At 42.6% G+C, this 24,677-nt stretch carries 20 protein-coding genes and 1 tRNA gene; 17 read left to right on the top strand and 4 right to left on the bottom strand.

Going from position 1 to position 24,677, the window contains the following annotated elements:
* The first annotated feature begins 116 nt into the window (after positions 1-116).
* The 17 genes from FAZ19_RS19710 (at position 117) to FAZ19_RS19630 (ending at position 18,728) form a co-directional block, all read left to right on the top strand.
* Positions 117-419 (top strand): hypothetical protein, encoded by a 303-nt coding sequence (locus FAZ19_RS19710; RefSeq protein ID WP_229707649.1) that lies wholly within the window; start codon positions 117-119, stop codon positions 417-419.
* Positions 420-424: 5 nt separating this feature from the next.
* Positions 425-1,762 carry a hypothetical protein gene (locus tag FAZ19_RS19705; protein ID WP_136822482.1) on the top strand — a complete coding sequence of 446 codons (1,338 nt, stop codon included), beginning with the start codon at positions 425-427 and terminating at the stop codon, positions 1,760-1,762.
* Between the two features lie 16 nt (positions 1,763-1,778).
* Complete coding sequence (locus FAZ19_RS19700; RefSeq protein WP_136822481.1) at positions 1,779-2,273, top strand: hypothetical protein; 495 nt, start codon at positions 1,779-1,781, stop codon at positions 2,271-2,273.
* Between the two features lies 1 nt (position 2,274).
* On the top strand, positions 2,275-3,225 hold the full coding sequence (locus FAZ19_RS19695; protein ID WP_136822480.1) for a DUF6712 family protein: 951 nt from the start codon (positions 2,275-2,277) through the stop codon (positions 3,223-3,225).
* A gap of 30 nt (positions 3,226-3,255) precedes the next feature.
* Entirely contained in the window at positions 3,256-3,801 is a 546-nt protein-coding gene (locus FAZ19_RS19690) for an N-acetylmuramoyl-L-alanine amidase (RefSeq protein ID WP_136822479.1), read from the top strand.
* Positions 3,801-4,232 (top strand): hypothetical protein, encoded by a 432-nt coding sequence (locus FAZ19_RS19685; RefSeq protein WP_136822478.1) that lies wholly within the window; start codon positions 3,801-3,803, stop codon positions 4,230-4,232. Before FAZ19_RS19690 ends, FAZ19_RS19685 begins: the two co-directional genes overlap by 1 nt.
* A complete protein-coding gene (locus FAZ19_RS19680; protein ID WP_169305714.1) occupies positions 4,189-4,695 on the top strand; it encodes a hypothetical protein in 507 nt (168 codons plus the stop codon). The genes FAZ19_RS19685 and FAZ19_RS19680 overlap by 44 nt, the downstream gene beginning before the upstream one ends.
* A gap of 63 nt (positions 4,696-4,758) precedes the next feature.
* Entirely contained in the window at positions 4,759-8,361 is a 3,603-nt protein-coding gene (locus tag FAZ19_RS19675) for a phage tail tape measure protein (protein WP_136822476.1), read from the top strand.
* Between the two features lie 29 nt (positions 8,362-8,390).
* Entirely contained in the window at positions 8,391-8,834 is a 444-nt protein-coding gene (locus FAZ19_RS19670) for a hypothetical protein (RefSeq protein ID WP_136822475.1), read from the top strand.
* A gap of 16 nt (positions 8,835-8,850) precedes the next feature.
* A complete protein-coding gene (locus FAZ19_RS19665; RefSeq protein WP_136822474.1) occupies positions 8,851-9,630 on the top strand; it encodes a hypothetical protein in 780 nt (259 codons plus the stop codon).
* 83 nt (positions 9,631-9,713) lie between these two features.
* Positions 9,714-10,154 (top strand): hypothetical protein, encoded by a 441-nt coding sequence (locus FAZ19_RS19660; RefSeq protein WP_136822473.1) that lies wholly within the window; start codon positions 9,714-9,716, stop codon positions 10,152-10,154.
* A gap of 110 nt (positions 10,155-10,264) precedes the next feature.
* Positions 10,265-10,741, top strand: a complete 477-nt coding sequence (locus FAZ19_RS19655) for a hypothetical protein (protein ID WP_136822472.1) — start codon at positions 10,265-10,267, stop codon at positions 10,739-10,741.
* A gap of 2 nt (positions 10,742-10,743) precedes the next feature.
* On the top strand, positions 10,744-12,264 hold the full coding sequence (locus FAZ19_RS19650; protein WP_136822471.1) for a hypothetical protein: 1,521 nt from the start codon (positions 10,744-10,746) through the stop codon (positions 12,262-12,264).
* On the top strand, positions 12,265-14,298 hold the full coding sequence (locus FAZ19_RS19645) for a hypothetical protein (RefSeq protein ID WP_136822470.1): 2,034 nt from the start codon (positions 12,265-12,267) through the stop codon (positions 14,296-14,298).
* 56 nt (positions 14,299-14,354) lie between these two features.
* A complete protein-coding gene (locus FAZ19_RS19640) occupies positions 14,355-14,642 on the top strand; it encodes a hypothetical protein (protein WP_136822469.1) in 288 nt (95 codons plus the stop codon).
* Between the two features lie 127 nt (positions 14,643-14,769).
* Positions 14,770-15,129 (top strand): hypothetical protein, encoded by a 360-nt coding sequence (locus FAZ19_RS19635; RefSeq protein WP_136822468.1) that lies wholly within the window; start codon positions 14,770-14,772, stop codon positions 15,127-15,129.
* Positions 15,126-18,728, top strand: a complete 3,603-nt coding sequence (locus tag FAZ19_RS19630) for a hypothetical protein (RefSeq protein ID WP_136822467.1) — start codon at positions 15,126-15,128, stop codon at positions 18,726-18,728. Before FAZ19_RS19635 ends, FAZ19_RS19630 begins: the two co-directional genes overlap by 4 nt.
* Here the strand turns inward: FAZ19_RS19630 and FAZ19_RS19625 are convergent.
* From FAZ19_RS19625 to FAZ19_RS19610, 4 genes are all read right to left on the bottom strand, one after another.
* Positions 18,725-19,942 (bottom strand): site-specific integrase, encoded by a 1,218-nt coding sequence (locus FAZ19_RS19625; RefSeq protein WP_136822466.1) that lies wholly within the window; start codon positions 19,940-19,942, stop codon positions 18,725-18,727. The genes FAZ19_RS19630 and FAZ19_RS19625 overlap by 4 nt on opposite strands.
* A gap of 146 nt (positions 19,943-20,088) precedes the next feature.
* Positions 20,089-20,170 (bottom strand) — tRNA-Leu (locus tag FAZ19_RS19620).
* Positions 20,171-20,341: 171 nt separating this feature from the next.
* Positions 20,342-23,512 (bottom strand): efflux RND transporter permease subunit, encoded by a 3,171-nt coding sequence (locus FAZ19_RS19615; protein WP_136822465.1) that lies wholly within the window; start codon positions 23,510-23,512, stop codon positions 20,342-20,344.
* A gap of 28 nt (positions 23,513-23,540) precedes the next feature.
* On the bottom strand, positions 23,541-24,662 hold the full coding sequence (locus FAZ19_RS19610) for an efflux RND transporter periplasmic adaptor subunit (RefSeq protein ID WP_136822464.1): 1,122 nt from the start codon (positions 24,660-24,662) through the stop codon (positions 23,541-23,543).
* Positions 24,663-24,677: the final 15 nt, after the last annotated feature.

The following is a 24,677-nucleotide window of genomic DNA, read 5'->3' as shown; positions in this document are numbered from 1 at the left end:
TAAGATTTTGGTAATAAATGAATTGTGTGTTTTTTCACTGGAATGTTTTGCGTAGGATTTACTTTCCTTTTGTGGGGTGTCCTTTCTTAGCCATGCACGTATAGGCATCTTTGATTATGGATAGTTTCATAAGTGTGAAGGATATGCTGAATACGATGATGATGCGCGGACAGGACAGGGAACTGATCCCGTTTTCGCTCACATTCGTGACAGCAGATCTTAAGAAGGATACTGGAGGGAAGAAAATCACATATGATGAAGCCGTTTTTGTGGGTGGTCCTTCGAAAAGGGATAAAGCGCGTAATCCGAATCACTTTGCAAACATGACGCGGAATATACGTCATAAAAACAGTGATCGGATTACGACAATCCACCCGCATTTGGTGATAAAGTTTAATGGGATGTTATTAACGCAATAGATGGGATGAGTGAGGTTGAATATGTGGGCGATCAACATGCGTTGATTTGTGAGGGGCGAGTGCTGGTAGATATGGGGCCTACGAATGTAGCCCCATTATCTGCGCCTCCAGCTAGTCCGGTTAAAAAAGAACAGGATCAAAGCGAGATTGCAAACTGGGGGGAAGAAAACGATTTTCCGCAAAAAATAATCGAAGCTGCGAAACTGAGTACAGAACTGGTTCCATTAATGGATTGGCAGTCACGAGCGTTACAGGGTCGCGAAGTTTCGGCTATGCAGCGTTTCTTTGATTCGGAAAAAGGCGAATGGGCTTTGAAGGCTGTGGGCGATGCGGATATCGATGCCTTTTTACAAGATAGACGATTTAAGCGCTATATGCGCGAAGCGGCGGTGGATTTCTTTTGGTTTTGGAATGTATTTCCCGAATTGATTAAATCGATAGACGAAAAAACAATCGCTTACCTGGGCACGCAGGATGCATCGCATTGCCGATGGTCAAAAATGGATGCTAAGGGGCGTATACTTAAATGTTTTGTAAACGCAAACTGGCCGGAAGCAAAAGCAAAAGATAAGGAAACTATTACTTACGATGTAATAGATCCATACTCAAATACGAGTATTGATGAGGTTCGGAACTCTAAGGCAAAATCTTTTGTATACCCGATATCCTATCCTAGTCCGGGTCATAATTATTACCAGCTGGCAAAATGGAACGGTTTCTTAGCGTCGGGGTGGTACGATATCGCTAAAAATATCCCGAAAACAAAAGTTTCGGTAATGAAACGGATGTTATCGGTAACGCATATTCTCTATATCCCTGCGGACTATTGGCCGAATGCATATAAAGATTGGGGGAAAAAGAGCCCGGAAGATAAAACGGCGATTAAGAAAGCGAAGGTTAAGGAAATCAATGACCAGCTGACGGGTGCTGATAATGCGGGCAAAACCATATTGGCAGAAATCGTCTACGATCATAATGGTAAGCCATTGCCCGGATGGGAGATTAAGCCGGTAGAGCAATTGAAACTTGACGGTAATCACTTAGAAGATAGTCGCGAAGCTTCGGAGCATTTAATGCGTGCACTGGGTGTAGATCCTACGCTCGTGGGTGACGGACCGGGGAAGAAGCTGGGCGGCGGAGGTGGATCGGATAAGCGTATGGCTTTTAATATCTATGTGGCATTATTGCAACCATACCGTGATGTGATCTTAGAACCTCTTTATTTTATCGCTGAATATAACGGATGGCTTGCTAAGTATCCTGGGCTTTGCTTTAAAACGACTGAAATCGAACTGGAAACGCTGGACAAAAACCATCAAACTGCGAATGAAGTAGTGAATTAGTATTAAGTATTAAGATATGAATAAACCAACAGCAGAAGAACCACAAGCTTGCTTGATACCCGCGGATTGGGTGATCAAACCTATTAATCCCGTCGAAAATAAGTTCTTACCTTGGTTAAGAGGTGATTATAGTTATAGGGGTACATTGCAGGGACGCGATATCTCGACAATCATTATTGACGAGGGATTGGATTACGATGCTGTGGTAAGAACATATTTTCATCGCATATATGGTGTTGGAACTTTTATACCAAAGGGTGCGCCTATTGAAAACGTGGATCCATTTGCCATGCGTGCGGGGGTCTCTTTTCCGACCTTCACCGCTCCTCAATTATTTAATCTCGACTACCGTCCATGGGGTGGAGATTTCGATTTAACGGATGTCCGTAAAGAAATTAAGAAATCATTACAAATAATTATTACACATGTTAACGATAGGCTTATGTGGGGGGAACGAAGGAAGTTATTAAAAGCGCAACGTGCGGAGTGGAAACGTAGAAAAATAAAATAATATGTTGTTTGTAACCAATGATGATCATATAAAGGATGCGTGCAGCGCGGTAACGGTTGATTTTAGCATCGAAAGTTTGCTAAGCTTTCTAAAAGAAATGGAACACGCGCTGTTGGTGATCGTGGGTGAAGCTTCAGCGCCGGAAATATTGGCGAATCCTACTGCACTGGATGCGATGCGCCGGGCGATCGTGAATTTAACGCTGGATAAGTATTCCAGTAGTGGGGCGGTACAGATCTCCGATTCGGGTATCCACGTTTCTAAAACGGATAAGAAATTGCCGGCATCGGATAAGAAGTTACTGATGTTTCGTCGTGATGCGAAGGAACGCGGCTGGACGGCTTTCGAACAGCTGATCTCCATTATGGAAAGTAAAAAAGTGGACTTTCCGATTTGGGGCGGATCGAGTGAACGCCGATTGTATTTGAATACGCTCTTTCATTCGTCCACTGAATTCTCATCTTTTGCAGGGCTATCGATTTCGTCGGATTTATTCCAGGTGATCAAACCGCAAATCGCTTTTGTGGAGGATGATATGCTGGGGTCTAATTTCGGGGAGCTATTGGTGGTGGATATCAAAGCAAAACTATTATCGGGTGGACTTTCCGAAATCGAAAAGAAGCTTGTACGTTACTGGCTCCGGATCATAGGTCCGCTGGCTTTGTCGGAATCGATCCCGTATCGGATGGTTCAGGTATCGGATTCGGGGGTATACCAATCTTCGGTGACGGCGTTGGGAAGTAATTCGGATAATATTGAGGGGCAATCTTTCCCGACACAACGAAATTTAAATAGTCTGATGGTGAAATTGACCACCACTGGCGAAAGTAATATGGTGACGGCTAAAAAATGGCTGAATGCTAATGCAACGCATTTTCCGTTGTATGGCGAAAAGGTGATCTATCCTATGGAGGGATTTAATGATGCGGATTCGAATGTGTACCTGATGTAGGGGAATATTAATTTAAAATGTGAGGGTGATATGGGGGTAATTTTTTTAATAGCGGGGCATCATTTGAAGGATCCGGGCGCTAGTGGTAATGGGTATCAGGAAAACAAACTGACGATTGAAATGCGGGATCTGATCGCGACGCGGATCCGCCAGTTATCGCCCGGTACTATTTTGTGGATTGATGATGATAGGGATACCCTGACGCAGGTGATCGCTAAGGTTAACGCAGTAGCGACGGCGGATGATTACTTGCTGGATGTTCACTTTGATGCGGCGGCATCGCCGAAAGCTTCGGGGGCGACGGTGTTTGTGGCAGATGGTGCGCGTGACAAGTCCAAATCATTTGGAAAAGATATCGTGGAGTTTGTATCTACGATTCTGCGGATTCCGAACCGTGGTGTACGATCGGAAGTTCTTTCGAATCGTAAACGGTTGGGTATTTTGCACACGAAGGCATCCAGCGCATTGTTGGAGGTTGGATTTATTTCTAACCCGACCGACATGGCAAACCATGAGGACTGGAAGCACTGGGCGGCGGATGAGATTGCACGGATCTGTATAGCGAGGGTCGGGTAATGGAACAGTTTTTACAGGAATACGTGCTTCCAAACTTGTGGGGTGCGTTAGTTGGGTTGATCAGTACGGTTTGGGTGTACGTCCGCGGTAAGAAAAAGGAATCGGTGGAAACGGATGGCGGCATTGTCGATAACGCGAAAAAAGTGCTGGAGATGTCGGAAGATATTGCGGAGCGATTGGAAAAGCAATTGATTGCGTCGGATGGTGTTATTCAAGCGCTAAAGGAAAAGCTTAAGATGGCCATCGAAGGGGAAAACACGACTAAAAAGGAGTTGATCGCTGTACGGGAGGAATACGCCAACTTTCAGCTGCTTTTTCATGATCAGAAAATTGAATTGGAAGCACTCCGCGAAGAGTGCCGGTTATTACGTCAAGCAATAGAGCAAAATGAAAAATCTACTAATATTGATAACGATCTGCGCCTTAATTAACGGGTGCGGATTGTTTAAAAAGTCCACAAAGGAAAAGTTCGTCGCAAAACAGTCGTACGAGATCGAAAAATCGGATAATACGAAGGAAACGGGTGCTAAGCAAGAATCGGATAATTCTAAGGAAACATCGGTCACGACGGATAAATCGGAAGCTACGCACGTTCTAACTGCGGATGAGATATCGATTGATAAGGATGGCAATCTGCGGGCTAAAGGCAATGTGAAGTATAATGGTAAGCAGAAAAACGATATCGATACGGAACGGATAGCGGAGGCATTTCGGCAATCGAATTTTGAGTATGCAAAGGAAAGTGATCTGCGTGTAAAAGAAGAAAGTAAGGCATATGTAGCCGATAAATCGACTGTGAGCGAAGCTAGCGGACGTGGCATTATCTTCGGCGTGGTAGGTGCATTAATCTTTGTGTTGGGGATCCTTTGGTATTTCGGGATTCGGAGAAAATAAATAGCGCTTTCCCTGTCTTTTCATGTCCTTTCTACCGCCGTGTAGAAAGGACATTTTTGTTTTATGGCGAAGGTGAGGACGGATACGGAGAGTGTGTTAAAATTGGTTATTGATAATAACCAAGCCAAAACATCAGTAAAGGAGCTACGGGATACGTATTATAAACTTAATACGGAGATCAATAATATGAAAGAGGCGGACAATCCTGCATTGTACCGCCAAAAGGTTGCCGATATCCAAAAGGTGAAAAAAGCCTGGGAGGATGCGCGCAAAGAGATTGCCGGCGCAAAGGATAATGTGAATTCTTTTGGCAATCAAATGAAAGACCTAGCTAAGCAGGCTGTAGCCGGATTATCGGTTGCGGGTGTGTTTTACGGGATCACGAATGGAATAAAAACGGCTATTACGAAAAATGCGGAGCTATCCGATAGTTTTGCCGGCGTTCAAAAAACGACTGGACTGACGGAAGATGCCGTGGATCGTCTGAATGAGAAATTCAAAAAGATGGATACCCGGACGGCTAACCTCCAGTTGCTTGGTTTGGCGCAGGTCGCGGGTAAACTGGGTTACTCATCGGAAAAGGATGTGGAAGGATTTGTACGTGCGGCGGATAAAATCGGGGTTGCGCTGGGTGAGGATCTAGGCGGTGTAGAAGAGGCTGTAAACTCGCTGGGTAAGCTGGTCAACATCTTCAAGCTGGGGGATCAGTTTGAATTAGAGGATGCTTTGCTTAAGGTGGGATCCGCGATCAACACATTGGGTGCGGAAGGTACGGCAGCTGAAAAGAATCTGATTGACTTTGCGCAGCGCCTGGCGGGTGTAGCTCCAGCGGCTAATATTTCTTTGCCTACTGTGCTGGCTTACGGTGCTGTGATGGATGAATTGGGTCAGTCCATGGAATCCTCGTCTACGGCGATCGGGCAATTTATCGTTGGATTGGGTTCCGATATTCCAAAATTCGCAAAAATCGCAAAAATGAGTGTTAAGGAATTTGCAGATCTTTTGTTGAACGATGCGAATGAGGCGCTATTGCGCGTACTGGAAAATTCTAAGACTGCCGGTGGTGGTGTGCAGGCACTGGCTACAAACATGGGTATTTTAGAAGTGTCCGGTGGTAGGGGCGTTGCCGCTTTGGGTGCAATGGCCGATAATATTGATTTGGTTCGTACGCGCTTGGAAACATCAAGCGCAGCGTTTGACGAGGGAACATCCGTTTTAGATGAATTTAATACGGTGAACACCAATCTTGCTGCGAATCTCGAAAAGATCTGGAATCGGATAAATCAACTTTGGGAGCATAGTGGGTTTAGGATATGGATGACCGAAGTCACAGGAGCTTTAGTTGACAATCGAACCGAATTTGAAAAGGCTCGTGACGAGTGGATGAAAGCTGAAAGTGAACTTAAAACGCTGACTGAAAACCTTGACCCACTTATTACCCGATACGATGAACTTACTAAAAAAGGGGAACTAAATAAAGATGAGCACGTCGAATTGCAGAAGATCATCGTAAAGCTGTCAGAAGCATGGCCAATTGCTGTAACGGAGGTCGATGCATACGGGAATGCTTTATCGATAAATACAGATACGCTACGCGGTAATATCGCTGCACATGAGCGATACCTTTCTATAGTTAACAAAACGGCAATTGAAGAAGGTAAGATTGCAAAGAAGCGGAAAGAAGATCACGCGGAGCAATTGAAACGTGAATTGGAATCAAAAAAGGTAACGGAGTTTCAAGGCGGTGTAGGTATGGGAGGAGGCGGCGGTTCTATGATCACGCGTGATTTATCGAATGAGGAGTTGATTGCAAAAAGAGATCTGTTAAAAAAAGTAACAGACGATATCTATGCTATTGACTATTCCCTCAAACAAATGGGCGATAGTTCGAACGTGGCCTTTGATACTACTTCGATGCGAGAACATTCTAAGGCTGTACTGGAAAATGTGGAAGCAATTGAAAAGCGAATAAAGGAAATTAAGGAAAGCCAGGGATCCGGAAATCTAAGCGCACAGCAGTTTAAAGAATCGGAAGCAGCTATTGATTCGTTGACGAAAAAACTGAAAGCGCTGAATAATGCGGAAGATGGTACAGCTACTGGAGGTGGTGGTAAGAAGTCAAAATCCGATATCGCGAAAGAAAAACGGGAAAAGGAAAAGCAAGAACGTATTGAAAAGCAAGCTAAGGAACATTTTGAAAAGCTTTTAAAGGAGGAAGAATTGTTTGCGGCACAGCAGCTGATCGATCAGATGGATAAGTACGATAAGCAGATTGCACAGCTGGATCTTGATTATCAAAAGAAGATTGACAAGTTTAAAGAGTTTAAATCGAAGGAAGGTGCATTGGAAGCAGACAAAGCAAAGGCGGATGAACAGATAAAGAAACTAAACACGGATAAAGATGCCGCATTGGATGCTCTACGATTGAAGCAGGAAGAGGATTTGATGAATTCGATCACGACGCTACGCGATCAAATGGGTAAGAAATTGCAATCTGAATTGGATCAAGACCGGATCCGGATTAACAATTATTACGATAAGCTATTGAAAGATGCGGGCGATAGTGAAGCGATGCAAGCTACGATCGCGTTGGAGCGTGCGCGTGAACTGGGCGACGCGGAGATCCGGGAGGCGGAACGGTTGGCTAAGGTTAAGCAGAAGCTGGAAGAGGATCACGAAAAGTTTTCTATCAATAAACGTACACAGCGCATCAACGATATTAATCTGAAATATAACCGGGAGATTGAGCTACTTAAAGAAAAGAATAGTGCGGAAATTCAGGAAACGGAAGCGTTCAAAGAGGTCATAAATGCTTATGAAGCAAATCGGGAGGCTGAAATAACAGAAATAAAGCGGCAAGCGAACGAGGAACGCAAGCAAATGGCGCTGGATGTAGCGCAGACAATAGCGGACGCAACATTTTCCATTATATCTAATAATATAGCAGCTGAATCGCAGGAACGTCTTTCGCAGATAAATGCGGACCGGGATAGGGAACTATCGGCTAAAAATTTGACGGAAAAGCAAAAGCAAGCCATAAACGACAAATACGATAAGCTTCAAAAGGCTGAAAAATTAAAGGCGTGGAAGGCACAGAAAAAAGCGGATCTTCTTTCGGCCGTGATCAATACGGCACTGGCGGTCACGAAGGCGTTGCCAAACTTTATCCTAGCTGGTATCGCTGGTATTGCCGGTGCTGCGCAAATCGCTGTAATTGCTTCACAGAAACCACCGCAATTTGCGAAGGGTGGTTTTATTCCTGATGGTCCGTCGCATGCACAGGGTGGTATTAATTTGGTTAGCGGACGTAAGGTGTTGGGAAATATTGAAGGTGGTGAACCGATTCTTTCCCGCAATACGTATGCGAATAATAGGGAGATCGTAGATGCACTGCTTTATAACTCGCAGCGTCGTAATGGCGCGCGGATCCAGTTGAACCCAGCAGCGATTGAGGCTGAACGATCGCAACGTAGCACAACGATGAGTTTGCCAGCGCCGATCGTGAATGTGAATGGTGGTGATCCTGTGGACAATAGTGGTGTAGAATTACTGCTTAAGGAGCTGATTGATAAAATGGATAATCCAAAGCCAGTTGTGATTTCTAATCGGTTAATGGAGGATCATGCGGAGGATGTGGCGCGGATCCGTAATCGGGCGAATGCGTAATTAGATGTGAGATATTAGATTTTAGACTTATGACGGATCAGGATTTAATGAATTTGGTGCCACGGCAGACGGTTAGCGACTGGGCGCGGTACGCGGTTGAACGTTTTCAGGAGCAATTGAATAAAAAGAAGATAGGTGTTACGGGTGCTTTGTTCCGAAGCTTTACGCGGATGCTGGAAATGAACGGCGGTGATGTTGGCGCGGTGATGATTAAATTTGCGATGTATGGCCGTTTTATCGATATGGGTGTGGGTAATGGCGTGAAAGCGTATGAACGTAAAACGAACCGCGCGAATACGGTGGGTGCGCGTGCGTATGGCGCGAATGTGTCGTATGTGAGCCGTGCGCCTAAGAAGTGGTACAGTAAGACTAAGACGGCGGAATCGCTCCGCCTTCAGGAGATATTAATGCGTGACCTGGGACAAAAGATCCCGGCATGGATAGGGGAACAATGGAGTGCTAGTGGGAGTTAAGAATTACGAATTAGATATGAGAATCGAAATTACAGACGGGAAGAAAAAGCATTTATTCAGAGGTGCGGATGGATGGAATGAGTTATCTAGGCGTGATTTACTTACCTGGTGTGGGATACTGCGGTTAGAGCTTACCGTGGCGGAGGCTATGGATTTGGCTGCGCATACGTTATACCGGATTCCGCTTCGGTTATTTAGCAAGCTTTCACCCGTGCTACGTGTACAGATCCGCCACACGCTTTCGTTCCTGGAAACCAATTCGCTTACTTCGAATGTGCTGGGTGTGGTGCGGATCGGTTGGTTTAAGTTTCATGGTCCGGCGAACCGGCTTTCGAATATCACGATTGGGGAATTTCGTCGTACGGAACTTTATTATGATATGTACCAGCGTACGGGGCAAAATAAGTTTCTTCATTTGCTCGCGGCTACGTTATGGCGGCCTACCGGCGGTACGGGTGATGATCGCCGGTGTAAATTATCGGATCGATCTGTTGCGAGACGGGCGCGATTATATTCCTGGGCGATGCACCCAACGCTACTATTGGCTATTAAGATTTTTTACGAGGGATGCCGGGCGTATATCCAGCGTCAATTCAAAGTAGTATATAAAAAATCGGGCGATGGTGGTATAACTACGCTTAGCAAAAAAGACATTCAGGATTTAGAAGATCATATACTGGCGTATAGTGGTGGTAAGTTTGGTACGTTCGTGGAGACGGAAGGAACGAATTTGTATTTGTTTTTGAAGCATATGAGTGAAAGGATTGAAAGCTACGAAGCGGCTAAAAAAAAATAATTTAATTTTTTTCACGTTTTACTTGACTGATCAATTCGGGCAATTAACTATATTTGAATTATTATTATTAAATTGAAGTAACCGTGAACAGGATATTTACCGACCTTAGAGTCAGTAATTTTGTAAAAAACAAAAATGGGGATTGGGCAGAAATAGAAAGTGTCTCCAGTGATGAGGTTAGTATAGTAGTTGAAGGAACATTCTTTATCGTAAAAAAGGATTTTTTTGATATTATAGCAATTACTCTTACGAAGGAGATCTTATTAGACTGCGATTTTGTGGAAATGAGCGAAAACCTTTTTTTTCACAAAAAAGCGAAAACAGTCGTGGAAATCAAGCCAAAATGGTGGGGAGAAACTGAATTAAGGCATACGAACACTATTTTAATTGATAAAAGATTCCCAGGGTCACTTTTGGTTCGATCTCAATATCTTCACGACCTTCAAAATAAATTCTTTTCAATAACCGGACGAGAATTGTGCAGTTCTAAGTTTATGGTAAAGCGAAAACTTGCTACAATGTAAAGCTAAAGAGTGGGTAAACTCTTTATTTTTAGTAAAACATATGGCCTCCACAACATGGAGGCTTTTTTTATGTCCTTTCGCGCGCGCGTGCACATGATGATATTTGGATTATGGAGGTTACCGAAATAATTGATTACTTGGAGCGCAAGGCGCAGGAACATCCGCTTATTCTACATAACCCGGAAGATAAGCGCGGTAGTTTTTATGTGTTGGATGATCCCTACGATTTGGATGAGTTTGACCAGGCGCTTCGCAACTTTGCAAAGTTTCCGGCGATGTTGGTGGATGAACCGGATGGGGAATTGTCGGGTAATGATTCGGCTAACAATACGGATACGATGAATTTCACGATTATGATCGTGGATGAGCGCAATGGTCGTGAACGGGTGCGTGATGTGCGTAACCGCTGTAGACAGATCGGACTGGATATCGTGACTACCATCCGTAAAAATCGGATGACGGGCATCGTGCCGGGTAAGATCGTGCATTATCGGCTGGAGGTTAATTATTCGCCTATAGGGCCGTTGAATGTAAAGTATTACGGTTATCAGTTCCAAATCTCTTTTGTAATTCCTTTTACCTTCTAAATATGGCTATCTCTTTAATTAATCCGCCACCCGAAATTGTTTTTTCTAAGAATCCGGTGTTATTTACGTTTTCGACGGATAACCGTTTTTCGGCTATCGGCAGGCCGTTTATCGGTCAGCTCCAATTTTCTACGGGTCATGTGGACGGACGTTCGTTCAAACTGGCGTGGGGTGGATCTGAATACACGTATATATTTAAGAACGCGCCGGATAATAGCGGGTTGCAGTTGCCGGCTTATCAATCGGGAACGGTAAGTGATTGGCTGGTACTGGTTGCAGCTGCTTTGGAACGGCATTATTATTTGTTTAATGATTTCATTATCACGAAGCCTACAGCTGATACATTGCGTTTTACTTCGCGGGTATCTAGTACATCGTATGCGATAACCTACACTAACGTTAGCTTGATGACAGCAACATACAGTGTTGTACAGACGGCGCAGGACCGGGTATTGCGGAAAAACTTCGCGATCTATTTGGAACTATGGGTGGAGAATGTGGCGCGTACGGAATTTGTGCGGCATAGCCAAACGGTGTCGGAGGTGGATAGTGAAGGTATCGCTAATTGGGATGTACAGGATTACTTAACGGCTATTATGTTGGCGGATGGTCCATTGTTACCGGACTTGGACAATGATGTGATCTATGTGGATCGCATGTCGGTACGACGGTTTTATATTCGCTATGCGGAGATGTACGGCGAACCGCAAAACATTACGCGCTTTGACCAGACTGATAATTTTGTGGCGATATTGGGTGGATCCCATGATATGGTGGATGCACTGGAACGTTTTGTGGTAAACGGACTACCGCGATGGGCGCATGATGTGAGGGCTAGTGATTTTCAGATGCATGTATCGCAGATAGGGCATGCAAGTATTATCAATCTCGTAGATGATATCGCGGAATCGGTGCATTTTAAAATGCAGATTTTCTACGAAGATCGTATGCAGGAAGTGGTGGAACTGGGTTCGCTACCGGAATGGAAGCTGTATGATAAGATAGTGGTACCGATCGGGATTCCGCAAATCGTACACCTGGCGCGTGATGATGTGGAGATTAGCAGTATTATGTTGTGGGTGGAATCGGGTGGTGTACCGGTATCGGATACGTATAGCAGGATGATCGATAATCGATATCTTCGGTATGGGCTGACATTATGCTATTTGGATAGTGTGGGCTGTATTTCTACCTTATACACGTATGGGCGAAAGCAGCGTAGCTATGAGGTGGAGAAAACGCAGGATACATTTGCGCATATCGATCGGCCTACGCAGCACAAGACACGCGAATTGGATATCGATATCCGCGATGTTTTGAAGATCAACACTGGATTTGCGCCGGCTAAGATGATTTGGGTGTATCGAGATTTTATTTTATCGACGTACAAATACATTATCCAGGATGAGAAGTTGGTACCGGTGGTGTTGGATAGCTCCAGTATTGACGAACGGGATGATGCGAATAACCTAGAATCGCTAACCTTCGGGGTGAAGTATGCGAATGAGCAAAGAAACTTTTAGATGTTGTACGGATTTGCAATTAAATATAAGGATGTGCTGCTGGATGTGGAATCGGGCAGCAACTTAACGATGGAATGGTATTCGACGGTTTTCAACGAATCGGAACTTTTCCGGGGATCGTATTCTTATCCGGTGGATCTGAAATGGTCGGAAAAGAATTTGACGGCGCTCAATTTCGCGAACGTATTGGCTAACCGCCTGGCGCGGATATCGGTGGAGGTATCGATCTTACTGTTTGACCATACGTGGAAAAGCGCTATTATGGAGGTCGAGGTGGAAGATCAGCGGTTGCCAGCTACGCTATTGATCGATAACTCCATTATTTCGGATACGATTAAGGATAATACGTTGCCGGATATGTTTTCGTATTACGATGGTACTTCTAAAAAGTATTCAACGATTTCTATGGGTACCACGGAAGCAGAGATACGTGCGCATATGTTGGCTACGGCTACCAATCCCAGCGCTTATTCGTATGCTTTTCCTTCAATGACCAATTTCGGATTGTTTGGCGAACGTGACCTATCGGGTAATGCATGGATCAATTCGTTTAACTGGGAGGATCCGACGGTAACAGGCGCTTACCAGTTGTCAAATATTGGTTTCTATTGTCCTACGTTTTACCTGGTATGGCTGATCGAGGAAATATGTAGTAAAATGGGATTTGATGCGATCGGATCTTTTTTGTCGCATCCTGAAATACGTACGTGGGTGATCTATAACACGGGGTATTATACTGGTGCGGAGATAAAAGCAGATGGATTTGCACTGGTGCCGGCTAGACATTTTCCTAAGATTACGGTATCGAATTTTTTTAAGATCCTGCGCAATGATTTTAAATTGTTCATTTATTTTGATTCGCTGACAAAAAAGGCGCATTTCGATATTTCGGATCGGATACTGGAAAAAGAAAGTTCGCTGGATTTTACGGAATGGATCCTGGATCGAAGCATGAAGATTAAGCCGGTAAAGGATAAGGCATTCCGTATCGTGACGGCCGTGGATGATGGTGATGAGGCGTACAAGTATCTTTCGTATACGAAGTCGAAACGTGTAGGACTGGGATCGGATCTGAAAGCGGTGGAACTGGCCGTGGGTGCGCCGTTTATGAATTCGGGAATATTTACAGGTACTTTACCTTCGCCATTGCGTCAGATCCAAACGGCGCAGACGGCGAATATCTACGATGAGCAATATGGAGAAACGACGGGGTTTAACAAAAAGGGTGAAATCTCGGTCAACGAATTTGGTTTTCGCGTATTTTCTTTTCGTGGGCTTCTACCGAATTCCTTGTCGGAACCGACGTGGCGGATACCATATGGTACCAGCGACAACCGTAATGCACTGGGTGTGGTGCAAGCTGCATGGATATCGACGAGCATTAATGGGGATAACAACTGGCTAGATCTGCTTTGCGGGCAATTCTACAAATTATTGACGCTAACGGAAACGGTGGAATTTAACGCACGGGTACCAGCAGATCGATTTATGGAGGTAACCCCGATGAACCTATGCTCAGTATCGGAGGCAAGCAAAGTGAAAACGGCATTTTTGCCCGATCGGATAACATTTGAACCGGGTAAGAACAATGTTCAGATCTATACACGCGTAAAGGGATATGCTTTTCATAAGGTATTTGGGTTGTTGGATCCTGGTCTTTTTGAATTGAAAAGTTATGAGGTGGTGGAACCTACAGAAATGGCTTATGTGGCGTGGCGATGGGTGGATAACCGGATCGTGCCCGGCAGCGGAAGCGAATGGCAGGAATTTGCAAAGGTTGAATTTTCGTTCTATTCTGATCCATATATGATGACGCCAAAAGCTGTCAGTGCGCTGGAAATTCTATACTTCTATAGGCGTGAATTTGGTACGGGTGGTGTCATTGATGATCCGATGTCTGTGACGACGGGTAGCAATGTGAAAACGCATGTGACGGGCGAGCTGGCTATATTTACTAATGTATCGGGCGGTAATATGCGTGCCACGATTATATTGCTGGAGAGCCCGGATAAAAGGTATGTGCCCGTTTTTTAGTGTCCTTTAACAGGGATATGGTTTGTTTACTTTTGTGTATGATCAAAAAGCAGGATATGAAGATTATCGCCGCTAAGATGAAAGCGGTAAATGATTTAATCGCATTGGGAGTGATGTCGCCATTCGTGGAAACGCCTGTGGTGTATGTATTTCCGCAAGCGCTGAAGGTTGATGATCGGAAATATATGATGCATTGGTGTCAGAATATATTGCGCGTATGGGCGCTTCATTATCCGCAAAATATTGTGGGTGCTGTGGCGGATCTTGAATTGGTTGTTTATAATAAAGAGAATGGCGATTTGATTTGTCGCTATTCGGATCGGAAAGATATTGTGTTTTGGTAGGTTGTTTCATGGTTTGTTTGTTGGTTTAGGGCGGGCCAGTTGTACAGTGTGCAGCTGGCTTTTTTAGTTCAGTGCCAGTTTTATTGTCCTTTATTGGGTGTTTTGTAATGGTGAAATTTGTGGTGTTATGGAAAATTTGACGTTGCCGCGGAATCGCGCGGTATTAGATATAGAGGTGGTTCAGGGGGATGATCAGGAAATTACGCTGGCGTTTAATGATGATTCCGGTGAGCCGCTGGATCTTAGTGGGTATACTATTAAGATGCAAATGAAGGCATATGATCATGTGAATGCGCAGGTTTATTTCGAAAAATCCATCGGTTCGGGTATTACAGTGGATGATAACCTGGTTACGATTTCCTTTGGTGATGAGTTGTTGACGGCGAATCTGAATCAGTATTATTACGATATCCTGTTTGTGAAGGATAGCAAAAAAAGTCGTTTAGTAGGTGGTAAGGTGTTTATTTTAAATAGTGTGACGGTATGAGCAACGTGAATATTACGGTGTATGATGGGAAGAGTGTGGCGGAAGCTGCGCAACGTGTGGAAGCGGTAAAGAAAGAAGTCTTAGCCGCTATCGATGGGGTGAAAGGTAATATTGCACCAGCTGATCCTGCACCCAGTGAGGACGGGGTGTATAAGGCAAAAGAAGCTGGCACGTATGCCAATTTAGGCGGATTGATAGCAAAGGAGGGGTATGCAACTTACTTTACGCGCAAAGATGGCGTGTGGTCCTTATTCAGTGAGGATAAAACGCTGGGTGATGTTGCCGATGGTCCTGGTGCGTCAGCGGACCTACCTGCATCGCAACGTTTTGTGACTGAGGTATTGGGGGAAATACCGGACGTAAGCGGACTTTTGGAGAAAGGGGGGTATACCGGAACTGCTCAAGATATTCATATAGAAATACAAGAAGTTAATGAAAGTGTTCCGAATATTACGCCACTAGAACAAAACATAAGCACGCTTCAAACTAATAAAGAAGACAAATCAAATAAAGAAAATTATATTACAAATAGTTATACCAAATACCCTAGTAGTTCTGCTGTATTAAGCGCACTCCAAACACGAGAGGTGTCTTCGAACAAAAGTAATGCAATCGATAGTAGTTCTATAAAGTTTCCTACAAATAGAGCAGTAAAGGACTATGTTGATGAAAAATTAAATGTAGTAACAGACACGAGATTTGGGGGGGTAATTGATAGTTCTGTCGACCTAACAAATGTTTCGCAAAAAATATGGTTCTTTGCTGTTCCGGGGACATACCAAATATCAGAAGGTGAGTTGACAACCACAGCAGAACTATCTATAATAGCTAGGAATGGTAGTGAATGGACTGTAGAAGGAATCTACATAGATGTTACGAAAGAATGGGTGGTATGTGATACGATTGAGGAAATGAGGACAATGAATGAGTATTACATTGGTCTTATAACGTCGGGGTTAGTAAAAGGGGTTCAATTATTAGGTTACTACGAAAAAGGAGATACACCAGCACCTATTGAATACTACCTATCCAACACAACAGAGACTGATGACGGAGGAAGTATTATTGAAGTTGGTGGGATTAAGTTGGAGACTAAATCTAAATTGTCTTTGCAACATTTCGGAGGTAAAGAAGACAGTATTTTTGATAGTTATCCAGCGTTTAAAAATTTAGTTAATTTTAATAATAGAAATGATTATTCGTTAGTAGTAGAAGGTGATTTTCTGTTTAAAGGGGATGGAGATGATTTATTAATATATACTGACGTTGATTTAACAAATGCTAACATTACAATGGATCCAAATGGTAATATTGATTTTAAAATTAGATGTTTACCAAGACCTGCAACTGTTTTCAATACACAAGATTTAGATGAATCCGATCGTATTATTGTACTAAATGCTGTAGAAACAGCGATTAATGAAGATACAAAAGTTTTAACAGGATTAGCATTTGAAAAACTTGCTAATAGGTATTGTTGTTTACGCACTCTTACTTCTCGTAGGACTTCTGACTTAGTAGAAACTAATAGATTAGTCACTCCGCAAACGTGGTATAAAGAAGAAAATTTTTTTGTTGATATAAATGGTAATATCGAAGGAACTTTTTATAACGATGATTTGGATTTAGTTGGAAATGATAACATTGCCAACTATAGTATAAGAGGTTTTGATTACAAACAAAAAAGAGAATTTAAAGGAGGTAATGTAGTATATACTACTTCTAATACAGCTTTAGGGTCTAGTGGTTATCGTCAAATAGGATTTTATTTTGAAGGTTTGACTAATTTAGTTATATCAAATCCAAAAGTAGACTTATGGGGTATTAAGAACAAGATGTTCGGTTATATTAGGCTTTTAGAGTGTTATAATGTATCTGTTAATAATTTTTCAGCTATACCGGCAAATCATACATTAACCTCGGGGGGTTCGTCTTATGTTTTAAATCTAACAGATTGTCAAAATTTGTTAATTGACAAATACACTTGTCCTGATTTATTGAATCTAGATCAGTGGGGTAGTATTTGCGGTCATAGGTCGTATAATATAAAATATTCTAACTGTGTAACTAGTAGAATAGATTGCCACTATAGAGGATATGACTGGACTATTGAGAAATGTAAAATAGGTCATCAAGGAATCAGATACTCAGGTGGTGGTCGATGGGTCGTTAAAGACATAGATGTATATAAATCTCCATACGTTATGGGGGCTAGAGGAGACTATGGCGGAGAGTTTAAAGGTGATATATATTTAGAAAATATTACATTATATACATTAAATGACGAGAATAACGGAGTTATTAGTATAGATGTTGCAGATGACGCGACTAATGCCTACAATTTACATCCTAACAAACCAAATGAAATTATACCGGCAGGAGGGTATAATATATACATGAAAAATGTTAAATTTTCGAATGCCCTTTCTGTAAGTCTTAGAGAATCTTGTTTCGCTTCAGCGCTACGAGTTCCTCAAAATAGTGAACTTACGCAAAATATTAAATTACCAAATCTATATGTAGACACCGTTAATTTTGAAAATGTTGGTGCTGACCCTAAAAAAAATGAATTTAGTATTATTCGTTTTGGTAGGTCTTATGTTTTTATGAAAATAAAGCAAGGAGAGAACGGAAGTAATGTATCTGAATCTTCATCTGTTGAAAAACCTTTATTTAAAGAGATTAATAACCAAATACTTGAAGTTAGGAATGTTAATTTTTATAGAGATTCTGCTGAAAACTTACTAAGATTCAATCAATTCAACGATTCAGATTTTAATAATTCTGATAATAAGAATATGGTACCGATGCCTTTGATAAAACTTTTCGAATGTGTTAATGTTTCGCCTATTACAAGAGTTTACCGAACTAAAATAGAAGCAAATAACTGTTCTCTTAGTAATGCCTTTTCTTCTCTATATACAGGTTTTTATTCATACAATAAATGGGATATTAAGGGGGGGTATATTTTTATAAAAGATTTTAATTACCCAATGATTTCGGGAAATTCCTTGCAAGGTGATATTGCAATCAATAATGTAATAATAGATTGTCTAGATTCTACACTAGATGCTAGAATCGCTACATTTTTGTTTTCAACTACGGATTACCCAAGCCCAACGTTAACTCCTAGGCTTTGGATGATTAATAATTATCAAAGAAGGGTTAGAAATAATTATATATCCGATAAGCTAAGAGATAGGTTACAGGTTATGTCTGATAATTTAGTTTCAGGTGGAAATAAGGGTTTTACTATATCTTATGTAGAAAGTACCTTAGTTGGAAGTATTGAGAATTACATTGATATAATTGATGATCATTCAAAGCTACCTACGTTTAATAATTCTAATGCCTATAGTAATTTGAGAATACTTTATAGCACCTCTATAGCTAAAGAAGAACTGTATTATGATAGGGTAAATTTCAGGTGGATAAATCAATATGGAGCTTTAGCGGGAAGTAGGAAATATGGAACTACAGCGCAGCGACCACTAATAACCGATGTTCCAATAGGCTATACATATTTTGATACTTCATTAAGTTATAATATTACATCAAATGGTACTACTTGGGTAGACGCAACAGGAACAACAGTTTAAACAAACCCTACCCCAATCTTCATTACTTGCTCTAACTTATAATCCTCATCGAGGTGCGCATATCGTTGGGTCGTTTCTATCTTGGAATGGCCCATTATTTCTTTTAACGCATAGATATCGCCCACGGAGGTCATAAAGATATACCCAAATGTATGCCGGCCGACGTGGGAAGTCAAGTTCTTTTTAATCCCTGCAGCTATTGCGATATCCTTTAATGTACGGTTGTATTCCTGCTGGGTTGGCAGCTTGAAAAACTGGTTCAACGTTGTGCTGATAAATTCTTTTGCGATCGAAGCAATGGGGATCTTTATCTTTTTTGGCTTTTTCTGCCTGTTTTTTACCATTGTGAACATGAGGAAATTTTCGGACAGCATCCAGCCCTGGTTGGCTTCGTAGATGTCGGAGATCCGTAGCGAGGTAAAACACGAAAATAGAAATGCTTTTAAGACGTTTTGATCTTCGTCTTTGAGTGTATTGGAGCGTACCAGCGTTAACAGTTCCCGGATCTCATCCCGATTGAGGAAAGTCGTTGGGGTTTCGGTATACCGGTTTTCGTATTCAATGGCTGCGGGATCTACATATATCGTTGTCTCATCATTGGCAACTTTTAACAACGCCTTTACATCTTTTAGCCGGGTCCAGACGGTATTATGTGCATTGCCCTTTGCTTTTAGATAGGCTTTGAATTTATCCATCCATTTTTTATTCACCTGGTCGAATCGTACGTCGAGTTGGAATTCTTCAATCCTGCCGTTTGTCGTTCCGTAGTTCTTGTATGTCTGATAGGATATGGCGCGCATACGGTATAATTCCTTACGGCGAAATTCGAAATAGGCTACTACGGATTTTTTGGAATCGGCAAAGATCAATTCGCGTTTTAAATCTTTTACGGTCGGGATCCGGTTGGATAGCCGATACATCTTCGCAATTTCATTGTGCTTTGCACGCTCGCTTAGAATGATCATGTTATAATCATTTACGTCTTGATCGTCGCGCATACGGGGTAGCAAAGTAGAGTTTTGCAGATCGATACGGTCTACCGGCCAGCGCAGATCGAGGGGTAAGCGTTCGCGTGCGTAATTGCCTTTCGTCGAAATATATATTTCGAGGTAAAGCGCTACTTCACCCAATCGGGTGATCTTGTTTTTGTTGAAAAACAATTTTGTTGAAAATTTGAACATGGCTTCTGTTTTAGCCGTGCTGTTATATTTCATAGGTATGTTTTTTTATGGTCGACAAAAAGTCGACAAAAACCTATCAAATGGCACGGGACCTCACCATGCTCAGGGGAGGTTAAGAGCGTTTAAATGCCCTTTTTACTGTAAAAAGCTATAGCGTTTTTTTCGCTATAGCTTTAAAGTACCCAGCGCCGGAGTCGAACCGGCACATCCGAAGATATTGGTGTTTGAGACCAACGCGTCTACCAATTCCGCCAGCTGGGCTTGCTGTATCTTGATGACGATGCAAATATAGGTTTTCTAGCGTATTTTCCAAAAATATTTTAGTGACATTCATTAAACTTCTTGATTATTAAAGTGATTCGTTTTTATTCCTCTAAATAGAAAGAGCCAACTAAACTAGCTGGCTCTTGAGAAGATAAATTTATCAATTTATTAATGTGCACTCAAGCTCTTTTTCTTTTCTTCGTCAAAATTAGCTTCTAATTCAGCTAATTTTTTCTTTCCGTAAGCCAGTCTGGTGATGACTACAAAAAGAACGGGTACGAAGAAAATGGCTAAGAACGTAGCGGCAGTCATACCACCGAATACGGTCCAACCGATAGTTTGACGGGATACTGCTCCCGCGCCTGTGGAAAGCATCAGCGGAATAATACCTAGGATGAATGCCAACGATGTCATGATAATAGGTCTTAGACGTAATTTGACGGCATCAAGGGTAGCATCAATTAGATTCATACCGATATCGACCCTTTCTTTTGCAAACTCTACAATTAGAATCGCGTTCTTGGCCGCTAGACCGATGATGGTCACCAAACCAATTTGCGCAAAGATATTGTTATCAAGCTGCGGTAATAAGGTTAATGCCAAAATAGCTCCAAATACACCCAAGGGGACGGATAACAGGATAGAGAATGGTACGGACCAACTTTCGTATAAGGAGGCTAGGAGCAAGAATACAAATAGGATACATAATGCAAAGATCTGTATTGTTTGTGATCCGGACTGCTTTTCCTGTAAGGATAATCCCGAAAACTGATAGTCATATCCGTTGGGCAGATTTTCTGCAGCAACTTCTTCTAAGGCTTTCAATGCATCTCCCGAACTATACCCAGGAGCGGCACTTCCGCTTACCTCAATACTACGGAAAATATTGTAGTGATTGATAATCGAAGGCATAGTGACAAGTTCATAACTTACCAAAGATCCCATAGGAACTGGATTACCCTGTACGTTATTTACATAAAGCTTATTGATGTCTTCTATATTCATACGGTATTCAACGTCTGCCTGGGTTACTACGCGGAAGTTACGTCCGTACTTCGTGAAATCATTGACATAGCTACTTCCCAAATAAGACGATATCGTGGCATAGATACTGGAGATAGGCACACCCATACGTTTGGCTTGTTCTCTCTTGACTTCTAACTTATAGTTCGGAGAGTTCGAGTTAAATAGGGTATAGGCCATTCCGAGTTCGGGGCGCTGATTGGCGGCCATCAGAAATTTGCCAACCGTGGCTTCAAATTCTTTGATATCCACAGTTTGTAAATCCTGCAGTAGCATAGAGAAGCCACCGGAAGTACCTAGACCTGGAATAGCGGGAGGGGTTACCGCCAGAATACGGGCTTTGGGGTATTGACTAAATTTACCCATAATCGCTCCCGTGATCTCACCAGCTGTGCGCTTACGTTCATTCCAATGCTTTAGCGAAACGAATAGCGTCGCACCATTGGGTTTGAACGCGCGATTCAAAATATTGATACCCGATATCGCGGTGATGTAGTTTATTTCAGGGAAATCTTTCCGAAGTTCTGTTTCAAGCTCCGTTAATACGGAGTCGGTTCGGCTTGAGGACGACCCTTCAGGTAGTGTTACACCTGCGAAAAACATTCCTCCATCCTCGGAAGGAATAAACCCTGTAGGTTTGGTTTGGAACATCCAACCTGTACCGATGAAGATACATAATAGAAGGATAAGGGCGAGAGGAGCAGCTTTGATAGCTCTCCGAACGCCTTTGGAATATTTATATGTAACCTTATCAAACCAAACATTAAACTTATAGAAAAACTTATTCAGTCCTCTAGATTCTTTTTTGACGCTGGTGGGTTTTAATAACAACGAGCACAATGCTGGTGTCAATGAAAGGGCTATAAAGGCGGATAGCATTACAGAGACAGCAATGGTAATTGCGAATTGTTGGTATAACTGACCTACCATACCAGGTATAAAACCTACCGGTACAAATACGGCGGCAAGGATTAATGCGATAGCAATTACTGGTGCTGTAATGTCTTTCATCGCTCGTACGGTAGCCTCCTTGGCACTCATTTTATAGTGATCTATATAATGCTGAACAGCCTCTACGACAACAATCGCATCATCCACAACTATACCAATGGCTAATACAAATGCAAGCATAGTCAGGTTGTTGATAGAGAAGCCAAATAGGGTAAAGAATATAAATGTACCGATAATGGATACTGGAATTGCTAATACGGGAATGAGTGTCGCCCTCCAGCTTTGTAGGAAGAAAAAGACAACTACCGTAACAAGGAGAAGGGCTTCTACTAATGTATGTATGACCGATTCGATAGAAGCATTGACAACAGATACGGTTTCGTATCCAACCACATACTCGACATCTTCGGGAAAAGATTCCTGAAGTTTGTCAAGGGCCGCGTAGATACCTTCTGCAGTCTGTACCGCATTACCCCCTGGTGTTTGATTGATCATCATACCGGTAGAGGTCATCCCGTTTACTTTGGTACTGGTTCCATAACTAAATTGACCTAATTCAATACGGGCTACATCTTTTAGCAATACAATGGATCCGTCTATATTGGTTTTCACCACAATATTTTCGAAATCGTCTACATCGGATAGATCACTATCCGTAATTACCGGGTATTCGAATACGGTACTGGATTCCTGCGGACGTCCGCCCACACTACCTCCCGGTACACGTATATTCTGTTCACCAATTGCCGTAGAGATGTCCGCTGGGGACATGTTTAGATTTGCCAATTTGTTGGCATCAAGCCATACACGCATAGAGAACGGTTGGCCAAATGCGGTTACATCACCTACACCTGTTACACGCATCAACGCGTCTTTGACATATAAATTGGCATAATTGGACAAGAACTTGTCATCACGGGTGCCGTTAGGCGATACCAAAGATACCAACATCAGGATATCGGTATTTGCCTTACGCGTGGTAACCCCCAACCGACGAACAGCCTCGGGCAAGGAGGGTTCGGCAATGCCTACACGGTTTTGTACGTCTAATGTAGCAATGTCGATATCTGTTCCTACTTCAAAGGTCACCGTAATCTGTGATTGACCATTGGAAGTACTGTTGGATGACATGTAGATCATGCCAGGTGTACCATTGATCTGACTCTCTATTGGCGTCGTAACGGTCTGCTCAACTGTCTGGGCATCGGCACCCGTATAATTTGCCGTTACGGTTACCGTAGGGGGAGCGATAGATGGATATTGACTAATCGGCAGTGTCGTAATGGATATCAATCCGAGCACAGAGATCAGGATGGATATCACGATCGCTGTGACCGGTCTTTTTATAAATACTTCTGAAATCATTATTTTTTAATTTGGATCCTAGCAAATACTATTTTTTACTTTCTGCATTGTCTGTTATTGTAGCACCGGGTCTTAGCGCTGTAGTACCATCTACTACGATCTTTTGGCCTACTTCTAACCCTTGCGTGATAACTACTTTGTCACCAATTTTACTACCTAACGCGACTTGTTTAAGCTCCACTTTACTGCTGTCATTTACAGTGTATACGTTAAATGTACCCAATTGTTCAAAGATGGCTTTATAAGGGATGATAAGCTCTTCTGTTGCTGATTTGCTTTGTACATTGAGCGTTGCATTCATCCCTGCACGTAGTAGGTTATCACCGTTAGGGAAGGACGCTCTTACTTTTAACGTTCCGGTTTGACTATCTACTGCTCGATCGATGGTTGATATTTTTCCGGGAGCTTCGTATTTCGTGCCATCAGGTAACGTCACGTATATTTCCGTATTAGCACTACCTGCTTGCAGTTTGGTGAATTCGGTAATATCTTTCTCACTGATTGGAAATTCGACAGCGATAGGATTCGTTGAACTGATAGTATTTAACAAGGTTGTTCCTGCGCTGACCAAGGCACCATTGCGCACTTGCGAAATACCGACGCTACCTGAGAAGGGTGCTATAATTACCGACCGTTGCAAATTAGTGCGTGCAGTAGTGAGGGCAGCTTCGGCTGCTTGTACCTGCGCTTTTTGGTTATTGACATCCGTGAAGGCATAGTCAAGCGTTTGTTTTGCGATTGCATCTTGATCGGATAGTGTCTGATAACGTTGTAGATCCTTCTCTGTTCTTTCTAGATTAGCCTTTGCTATTTCCAGATTCGCCTTTGCTTGGTCTACAGCGGCTTGATAGCGTACCCGGTCGATTTCATATAATCGTTGTCCTTTATTAACGTATGATCCATCACTTATATATATATTGGTGATATAACCTGTTACTTCCGCACGGATTTCGGTTTCCTGCAAGGGTACCACGTTGGCTGGATAATTACGTGTACCGGAGATAATTTCTTTTTGGACAACTGCGGTACTCACAGGGATAGCTATCTCCCCTTGCTGTGTCGGGGCACCTTTTTGCTCATTGGATCCACAAGATTGCCAAAGTAATCCTGAACTAATAAGTAAAGACGTAAATAATAGATTCTTATTCATTGTATGGTATATTTC

It is taken from the genome of Sphingobacterium alkalisoli (genome assembly GCF_005049105.1).
Classification (GTDB): Bacteria; Bacteroidota; Bacteroidia; order Sphingobacteriales; family Sphingobacteriaceae; genus Sphingobacterium; species Sphingobacterium alkalisoli.
The sequence above is the reverse complement of the archived record's forward strand: the minus strand, read 5'-3'. Positions and strand labels throughout refer to the sequence as shown.